The organism is Streptomyces caeni, from assembly GCF_042678285.1.
Taxonomy (GTDB): Bacteria; Actinomycetota; Actinomycetes; order Streptomycetales; family Streptomycetaceae; genus Streptomyces; species Streptomyces caeni.
Map to the genome: position 1 here is coordinate 161,156 of NZ_JBHUDX010000011.1, position 7,096 is coordinate 168,251.

Genomic DNA, 7,096 nt, shown 5'->3' on the forward strand with positions numbered 1-7,096 from the left:
CGCCGGCTGCGCACCGTGTTCGATGTGACGGCGGACGTGGGCTCTCCCCTGAACCTCCTGCCCGTCTACGACACGGCCACCGACTGGGAGCACCCGGTCCGCAGGCTGCGCGAGAGCCCCGTCCTCGACCTGATCGCCATCGACAACCTGCCCTCCCTGCTGCCGCTGGAGGCGAGCCGAGACTTCTCGGCGTCGCTGACGCCGCTGCTGCCGGACCTTGAGGCGGGCGGCGCCTGGGAACGCTGCCGGGAACGCTTCGACGCTGCCGTCCGTGAACTCAGGGCGGGGGAAGGGGATCAGGGCCGTACCTGATCCCATCACATGTGCGCGCCGCCGCCGTCAGCCCGACACGGCCTCGTGCACCAGCCGTTTCAGTTCCGGGTAGACCGAGTGGGAGCCGGACGGGCGCAACTGGGTCAGGAACTGGACCGTCAGGTCGTGGTGCGGGTCCACCCAGAAGGTGGTGGTGGCCACGCCGCTCCACCCGTAGGCGCCCAGCACGGCGGGCGCCTGGGTGATGCCGGGATCCGTGACGACGGAGACGCCCAGACCGAAGCCGAGGCCGGCCTTGCCCGGCCCGCGGTGGACCCGACTGCCGTAGGAGCGCACGTCGGCGCCGCCCGGAAGGTGGTTCGAGGCCATCGTGGCGACGGTGCCGGCGGCCAGCAGGCGGGTGCCGTCCAGTTCGCCGCCCCGGCGCAGGAACTCCATGAAGCGGTGGTAGTCGTACGCCGTCGCCACCATGCCTCCGCTGCCGGAGAGCAGCCGGGGCCGGCCGTGCAGGGGCAGGCCGGGGACGGGGGCGATGCCGCCGTCCCCCGTCTCGCCGTACAGCTCCGCGAGCCGGGGCGCCTGCTCCGGGGTCACCTGCAGGCCCGCGTCCGTCATGCCCAGCGGGGCGAAGACCCGCTGGGCGAGGAACGCGTCGAGGTCCTGGCCGGACACCACCTCGACGACCCGGCCCAGCACATTGGTCGCCACCGAGTAGTTCCACTGCGTGCCCGGCTCGAACTGCAGCGGCAGCCGCGCGTACGCCTCGCAGGTCTGCGCCAGATCCGTGCCGGGCACCACGGACGACTCGATGCCAGCCTCCCGGTACAGGGCGTCGACGGGATGCGCGTGGTAGAACCCGAAGGTGAGACCGGCCGTGTGCGTGAGCAGATGGCGGACCAGGATCGGCTGCCGGGCCGGCCGGGTCCGGGTGGCCGGGCCGGAGCCGTCGACGTACACCCGCGGGTCGGCGAAGGCCGGAAGCACGTCGGCGACGGGCGTGTCGAGCCCGAAGCGGCCCTCCTCCATCAGGATCAGCGCCGCGACCGATGTGACCGGCTTGGTCATCGAGTACATCCGCCACAGCGTGTCCGTCTCGACCGGGAGCCGGTTTGCGATGTCGCGGTGTCCGTACGCGGTGAGGTGGGCCGTGCGGCCGTGCCGGGAGACCGCCACCAGGTAGCCGGGCAGCCGGCCGTCGTCGACCTGGTGCGCGAAGTGCTGGTCCATGCGGGCCAGCGCCTTGGGGTCGAGGCCGACCTCGTCCGGCTCCACCTCTTGCCGCAGGTGTCCCATCGTTCTCCTCCGGTGTCTCCCGGTGCCGTCCCGGGGGCTTGCGGGTCCAACATGTCATGGTCTCCGCAAAACGGGGTTGACCCCCAGACGTGTCGGCCGTCCCCTGCCGGGGAATGTGCCGGTCGGGCCGGTGAGTTGACCGGGGTATGACTCAGGACGCCACGCAGAACGCGCTGCTCGCACTGCTTTCCGACGGTCACGGCGGAGTGCTGGTCACCCTCAGACGCGACGGCCGGCCCCAACTGTCGAACGTCAGCCACGCCTACGACCCGGACGAGCGGATCATCCGGGTCTCGGTCACGGACGACCGCGCCAAGACCCGCAATCTGCGCCGGGACCCGCGGGCCTCCTACCATGTGACCAGCCCCGACCGGCGGGCGTACACGGTGGTTGAGGGCACGGCAGAGCTCTCTCCCGTCGCCCAGGACCCGTACGACGACACGGTCGAGGAGCTCATCCGGCTCTACCGCCGGATCCTGGGCGAGCATCCCGACTGGGAGGGCTACCGCGCCGCCATGGTCCGCGACCGGCGGCTGGTGCTGCGGCTGCACGTGGAGCGGGCCTACGGCATTCCCAGGGACGCGGGCGACCGCTGACGCGCGGACGGGCCCACCCCTACGGACGTGCCGGGCGTCGCGACGGGGCGAACGTCGCCTGTTGGGGCTAGGGGGTGTTTCGGAAGTCCCGCACAGCACCCACGGCGCCCGGCACGCTCCCCCAGGCTCTTCGAGCAGGGGGCACCCCCACTCGCCGCACCGGCCGAAACCCCGAGTACGTCCAGTACGAGGGCTTTCGTCCGGCACGCCGAGAGCACGCACCGGACACCGCGGGCACCGCACAGGACTGTCGAAACACCCCCTAGCGTGGACGGCCGGCCGCGGTGCGGGCCTCGATCGCTCTCAGGACGGCCACCATGTCCTCGCCGCCGTGCCCCAGGGACACGGTCTCCTCGAAGAGGGCGTGGCAGGCGTCGAGGAGCGGGGAGGCGAGCCCCGCCGTGCCGGCGGCCTCCGCGATCAGCCGGTTGTTCTTCAGGACGTCGTGCGCCGCCGCCTGCACCTCGAAGTCGCGCGCGTGCAGCTTCGGCGCCTTCATGCGGGAGACCCCGCTGGCCATGGGGCCCGCGTCCAGGATGTCCAGGAAGAGCCGTCGGTCCAGACCGTGCCGTTCCGCGAAGTGGTACGCCTCCGAGAGGCCGGTCACCAGCGTGATCAGGAACAGGTTGACCGACAGCTTCATCAGCATGGCGTTCGGCGCGGGACCGCAGACGAACGTCTCGCGGCACATCGGGGCGAGCAGGGGCCGCACCGCGTCCACCGCCGTCGCGTCCCCGGCCAGCATCGCCACCAGCTGCCCGTTCTCCGCCGGGACCCGGGAACCGGAGACGGGCGCCTCGACGTACCGCCCGCCCGCCGCGCGGACGTCGGCCTCCAGGGCGCGCGAGTAGCCGGGCGAGGTGGTGCCCATGTGGACGACGACGCGCCCGGCGACACGTTCGGCGAAGCCGGGGGTGCCACGGCCCAGGACGGAGTCGGTCGCGAGGTCGTCCGCCGGCATGAGGAGCACGACCTCCGCCCGCGCGAACACCTCGGCGGGGTCCGCCGCCACCGCCGCGCCTGCCGTGCGCAGCGGCTCCGCCCGGGAGGCCGTGCGGTTCCAGACCACCAGTGGAGTGCCGGACCGGGCGAGCCGGAGCGCCATGGGCCGGCCCATGACGCCGAGACCGATGAAGCCGGCCTTCACCAGGGACATGGACCATCCTCCGTTCACGGCGCCGGTTATGACAGCGGTCATAGTAGCGGACGCTATGACACCGGTCATAGGGTGGGTCGGGAACGGTGCGGTGAGCGGAGAGGTCGACGATGGCGGTGTCCGAGCGCGGACCGCGCGAGCGGATGGTCTTCAGCGCGGCCCAGCTGATCCGGCGCGACGGCGTCACCGCGACCGGCATGCGGGACGTCGCCGCGCACGCCCGAGCGCCGCGCGGCTCGCTGCAGCACTACTTCCCCGGCGGCAAGGAGCAGCTCGTCAACGAAGCGGTGGACTGGGCCGGCCGGTACGCGGCGAAGCGGGTCGCCCGCTTTCTGGCGGGGCTGGCGGAGCCGAAGCCGAGCGGGCTGTTCGCCGCGATGGTGGGGCAGTGGACGCAGGAGTACGCGTCGAGCGGCTTCGCCGGCGGCTGCCCGGTCGCCGCGGCGGCGGTGGACTGCGCGCAGTCCACCGACTCCACGCGCACGGTGGCAGCGGCGGCGTTCGCCTGCTGGACGCATCCGGTGGCCGAGGCGCTGGCGGGCATGGGGGTCCCGGCGGCCCGGGCCGAGCCGCTCGCCACGCTCATGATCAGCGCGCTGGAGGGCGCCCTCCTGATCGCACGCACGGAACGGGACGTACGCGCCCTGACGACGGTGGCACGCGAACTGGCGCCGCTGCTCGACGGGAGCGTGGAACCGGCGGGGCAGGGGCGGGCGCAGGCCCGGTCCGGCCGATCACCGGGAAAACCCGGGCCGCGGTGACGCAGAAGCCGCCCACGGCGGCCCTCGGCGGGGCATCGGACCGTGTCCCGGCCCGATGCCCGACCCGCGCCTCCCGACCCCCGTCAACGCCCCTCACGCGGTCCGCCAGGGCATCTCGGTATCCCACCTGACCTGGGCTTTCGTCGAACACGGCCATAGGATGGCCGGACAGGGAAGGGAGACTGGATGGACCGGCGCATCCGTACCGTGGACGACGTGCTCGACCTCCTCGACGGCTTCTTCGCGCGCGACGCCGACCGCTGGACGTCGCAGGGGGCCTCCTGGTGGGACGGCTTCTACGCCGACCGTTCGAGGCCGGTGCCGTTCTTCGCGGCGAAGCCGGACGAGAATCTGGTCTCCTGCCTGGAACGCGGGCTGATCACCCCGGGGCGCGCCCTCGACCTCGGCTGCGGCCCGGGGCGCAACGCCCTGTACCTGGCCTCCTCCGGCTTCGAGGTGGACGCCGTCGACATCTCCCCGGCGGCCCTCGACTGGGCCGGGGAGCGTGCCCGGCGCTAAGGGGCCGAGATCAGGTTCCTTCTTGGCGACGCGTTCACCCTGGCGGACACGGAACTGCGCGGTCCCTACGACCTGGTCTACGACTCCGGCTGCTTCCACCATCTGCCGCCGCACCGCCGCATCAGTTACCTCGCCCTCCTCGAACGGGTCCTCGCGCCCGGCGGTCATCTCGCCCTCACCTGTTTCGCGGCCGGCGCCATGGGCTCCGAACTCGATGACGCCGACTTCTACCGCCACTCCCGCCTCCATGGCGGCCTCGCCTACACCCCGGAGTCGCTGCGCTGGATCTTCTCCGACCTGGCGGAGGTGGAACTGCGCCGTATGCGCGACGAGCCGCCCTGCTCCGCGCGCTTCGGCGAATCCTTTCTGTGGGCGGCCCTCTTCCGCCGTGCGCTCCCGTAAAAGAACGCTCGTTCTTGACCGATCGTTCCTCAACCGTCTACGGTCACGGGCATGGGACGACCACGCGCCTTCGACACCGACCAGGCCGTCATCGCGGCGGCCGCCCGCTTCGCCACCCATGGCTACGAGGGCACCTCGGTCGACGACCTGGTCACCGCCACCGGTGTCCACCGGGGCAGCCTCTACAAGTGCTTCGGCTCCAAACGGAACCTGCATCTGACCGCTCTCCGCCACCACCTCGACCACGAGATCCACCCGAGCCTCGCCGCCATCGCCACCCTCACCGACCCGGCGCAGGCACGGGCGGCGGCCATCGCCTCGTACGACGACGGCCCGGCGGCCGGACTCCTCCTGCTCGCCGCGGTCGAACGCGCCCCCCATGACCCGGAGGTCGCCGCCCTGGTCGCCGAAGGCATCGCCGCCCTGGAGGACGCCCTGCGCCCCACCCACGGCGACGCCGCCACCCACCTCGCCTCCACCGTCCTCGGCGCCCGACTGCGTATGCGCGCCCGGCCCACCGCCCCCAAGGAGCACTGACATGGCCCTCATTTCCGTCGACCGTGAACGCGGCCTGCTGATCGCCGAGATGCAGGGCCTCGACAAGCTGTGGACCCTCAAGAGCCGCCTGGAGATCCCCCTCGCCCACGTGCGCGGCGCCACCCACGACCCCGGCATCGCCCGTGAACCCAAGGGCATGCGGGTCGCCGGCACCTACGTCCCCCGTGTGATCACGGCCGGCCGTTTCCGCCATGACGGCGAACGCGTCTTCTGGGACGTGAAGAACCCGGACAAGGCGGTGGTCATCGAACTCGCCGCCGGTGAAACGTACAACCGCCTGGTCATCGAGGTCGACGACCCCCGCGCGACCGTCGCCCTCGTCGAACAGTCCATCGTGCGCGGCTGAGCACGACCGGACCGGCCGGCTCCGGGCGATCACGGCTCTCATAGACTTCCGACCGGGCCCGTCCACCCTTCGTCCCGTCCGTGAGGAGAGCCGTCCATGCCCGTCGGCAGTCACAGCCACATCCGTATCGCCCGCCCCTCCCGGAACCTGGCCGCGGCCGAGCGGTTCTGGACCGGAGGGCTCGGACTGTCGGTGGTGTACCGGGCCGAGGGCGGTGTGCGGCCCGGCGAGCACGATCTGCTGATGCTCGGGTGGCCAAAGGCCCCCTGGCACCTGGAACTCGTCCATGAGGCCGCCCGTCCCGTCGAGCCGCGCCCCACCGAGGAGGACCTGCTCGTCCTCTACCTCGACGAGCCGGTGCCGGACGACCTGGTGACCCGTCTGGAGGAGCACGGCGGCCGGAGGGTGCCCTCGCCCAACCCGTACTGGAACGAGTGGGGCGTCACGATCGAGGATCCCGACGGCTACCGGCTGGTGCTCTGCCGTCGGGCCTGGTCCAACGCATAGGAGGCGGGCGGGTCCCGGGGACCCGCGGACGCCCGGTGCGCCCGGCGGTACGGCACACCGGGCGCAGGGCCCCGTACTCCTGGCTGGGGGGTGTTTCGAAAGTCCCGCACAGCACCCACGGCGCCCGGCACGCTCCCCCAAGCTCTTCGAGCAGGGGGCACCCCCACTCGCCGCACCGGCCGAAACCCCGAGTACGTCCAGTACGAGGGCTTTCGTCCGGCACGCCGAGAGCACGCACCGGACACCGCGGGCACCGCACAGGACTGTCGAAACACCCCCTAGCCGCGTCCGGGGAAGGTCCCCGGCTCGTTCCAGGACGCGATCACATGGTTGCCGTGCTCCGTCGACAACCGGCTGATGGTGCCCGTCGCGAGCCGGCCAGGCCCGCCAGTTCCGCGGTCCGCACCGCCCGGTGCAGCGGACTGCTGAGCACGAGGCCGAAGGACTGTGCGGCGAAGAACGGCGTCAGGGTCTTGGCCTGCTCCTCACCGCGTCGGGTGAGCGGGAGATCCGTCCAGCTGGTGTGCTGCCCGGTCACGGTCCACTCGGTCTCCCCATGACGGACCAGGATGACGTCGCCCATGGTCCGAGCCTACTTCGCGGACTCGACGGCGTGGCCGCCGAACTGGCTGCGCAGCGCCGCGATCATCTTCATCTGCGGCGAGTCGTCCTGCCGGGACGCGAA

7 protein-coding genes and 4 pseudogenes are annotated in these 7,096 nt (G+C 72.1%); 7 read left to right on the forward strand and 4 right to left on the reverse strand.

Translation table 11 applies throughout. The features are described from left to right. A pseudogene (locus ACFSL4_RS04955) lies at positions 1-312 on the forward strand (saccharopine dehydrogenase); the annotation flags it as partial. A gap of 27 nt (positions 313-339) precedes the next feature. Here the strand turns inward: ACFSL4_RS04955 and ACFSL4_RS04960 are convergent. Beyond that, positions 340-1,566 carry a serine hydrolase domain-containing protein gene (locus ACFSL4_RS04960; protein WP_381078891.1) on the reverse strand — a complete coding sequence of 409 codons (1,227 nt, stop codon included), beginning with the start codon at positions 1,564-1,566 and terminating at the stop codon, positions 340-342. 146 nt (positions 1,567-1,712) lie between these two features. Between ACFSL4_RS04960 and ACFSL4_RS04965 the strand changes: the two genes are divergently transcribed. After that, complete coding sequence (locus tag ACFSL4_RS04965; protein WP_381078893.1) at positions 1,713-2,162, forward strand: PPOX class F420-dependent oxidoreductase; 450 nt, start codon at positions 1,713-1,715, stop codon at positions 2,160-2,162. A 262-nt stretch (positions 2,163-2,424) separates the two neighbouring features. On the opposite strand, the gene ACFSL4_RS04970 is transcribed toward ACFSL4_RS04965, so the two are convergent. After that, the gene (locus ACFSL4_RS04970; RefSeq protein WP_381078923.1) at positions 2,425-3,309 is read right to left on the reverse strand and encodes an NAD(P)-dependent oxidoreductase; all 885 of its coding nucleotides are present in this window, start codon (positions 3,307-3,309) and stop codon (positions 2,425-2,427) included. 119 nt (positions 3,310-3,428) lie between these two features. On the opposite strand from ACFSL4_RS04970, the gene ACFSL4_RS04975 reads away from it, so the two are divergent. The 5 genes and pseudogenes from ACFSL4_RS04975 (at position 3,429) to ACFSL4_RS04995 (ending at position 6,411) form a co-directional block, all read left to right on the forward strand. Then, positions 3,429-4,079 (forward strand): TetR/AcrR family transcriptional regulator, encoded by a 651-nt coding sequence (locus ACFSL4_RS04975; protein WP_381078895.1) that lies wholly within the window; start codon positions 3,429-3,431, stop codon positions 4,077-4,079. A 186-nt stretch (positions 4,080-4,265) separates the two neighbouring features. Beyond that, a pseudogene (locus ACFSL4_RS04980) lies at positions 4,266-5,000 on the forward strand (class I SAM-dependent methyltransferase). A gap of 51 nt (positions 5,001-5,051) precedes the next feature. Continuing rightward, on the forward strand, positions 5,052-5,537 hold the full coding sequence (locus tag ACFSL4_RS04985) for a TetR/AcrR family transcriptional regulator (RefSeq protein ID WP_381078897.1): 486 nt from the start codon (positions 5,052-5,054) through the stop codon (positions 5,535-5,537). A 1-nt stretch (position 5,538) separates the two neighbouring features. Continuing rightward, a complete protein-coding gene (locus tag ACFSL4_RS04990; protein WP_381078899.1) occupies positions 5,539-5,904 on the forward strand; it encodes a hypothetical protein in 366 nt (121 codons plus the stop codon). A gap of 96 nt (positions 5,905-6,000) precedes the next feature. Beyond that, positions 6,001-6,411 (forward strand): VOC family protein, encoded by a 411-nt coding sequence (locus ACFSL4_RS04995; RefSeq protein WP_381078901.1) that lies wholly within the window; start codon positions 6,001-6,003, stop codon positions 6,409-6,411. Between the two features lie 358 nt (positions 6,412-6,769). Here ACFSL4_RS04995 and ACFSL4_RS05000 read toward each other — a convergent pair. After that, positions 6,770-6,994: pseudogene (locus tag ACFSL4_RS05000) on the reverse strand (histidine phosphatase family protein); the annotation flags it as partial. 9 nt (positions 6,995-7,003) lie between these two features. Further along, a pseudogene (locus ACFSL4_RS05005) lies at positions 7,004-7,096 on the reverse strand (6-phosphogluconate dehydrogenase); the annotation flags it as partial.

Coding starts and splice junctions, on each gene's coding strand:
- ACFSL4_RS04960 (WP_381078891.1), bottom strand. CDS start 1,566: ATGGGACACCTGCGGCAAGAGGTGGAGCCGGACGAGGTCGGCCTCGAC.
- ACFSL4_RS04965 (WP_381078893.1), top strand. CDS start 1,713: ATGACTCAGGACGCCACGCAGAACGCGCTGCTCGCACTGCTTTCCGAC.
- ACFSL4_RS04975 (WP_381078895.1), top strand. CDS start 3,429: ATGGCGGTGTCCGAGCGCGGACCGCGCGAGCGGATGGTCTTCAGCGCG.
- ACFSL4_RS04985 (WP_381078897.1), top strand. CDS start 5,052: ATGGGACGACCACGCGCCTTCGACACCGACCAGGCCGTCATCGCGGCG.
- ACFSL4_RS04990 (WP_381078899.1), top strand. CDS start 5,539: ATGGCCCTCATTTCCGTCGACCGTGAACGCGGCCTGCTGATCGCCGAG.
- ACFSL4_RS04995 (WP_381078901.1), top strand. CDS start 6,001: ATGCCCGTCGGCAGTCACAGCCACATCCGTATCGCCCGCCCCTCCCGG.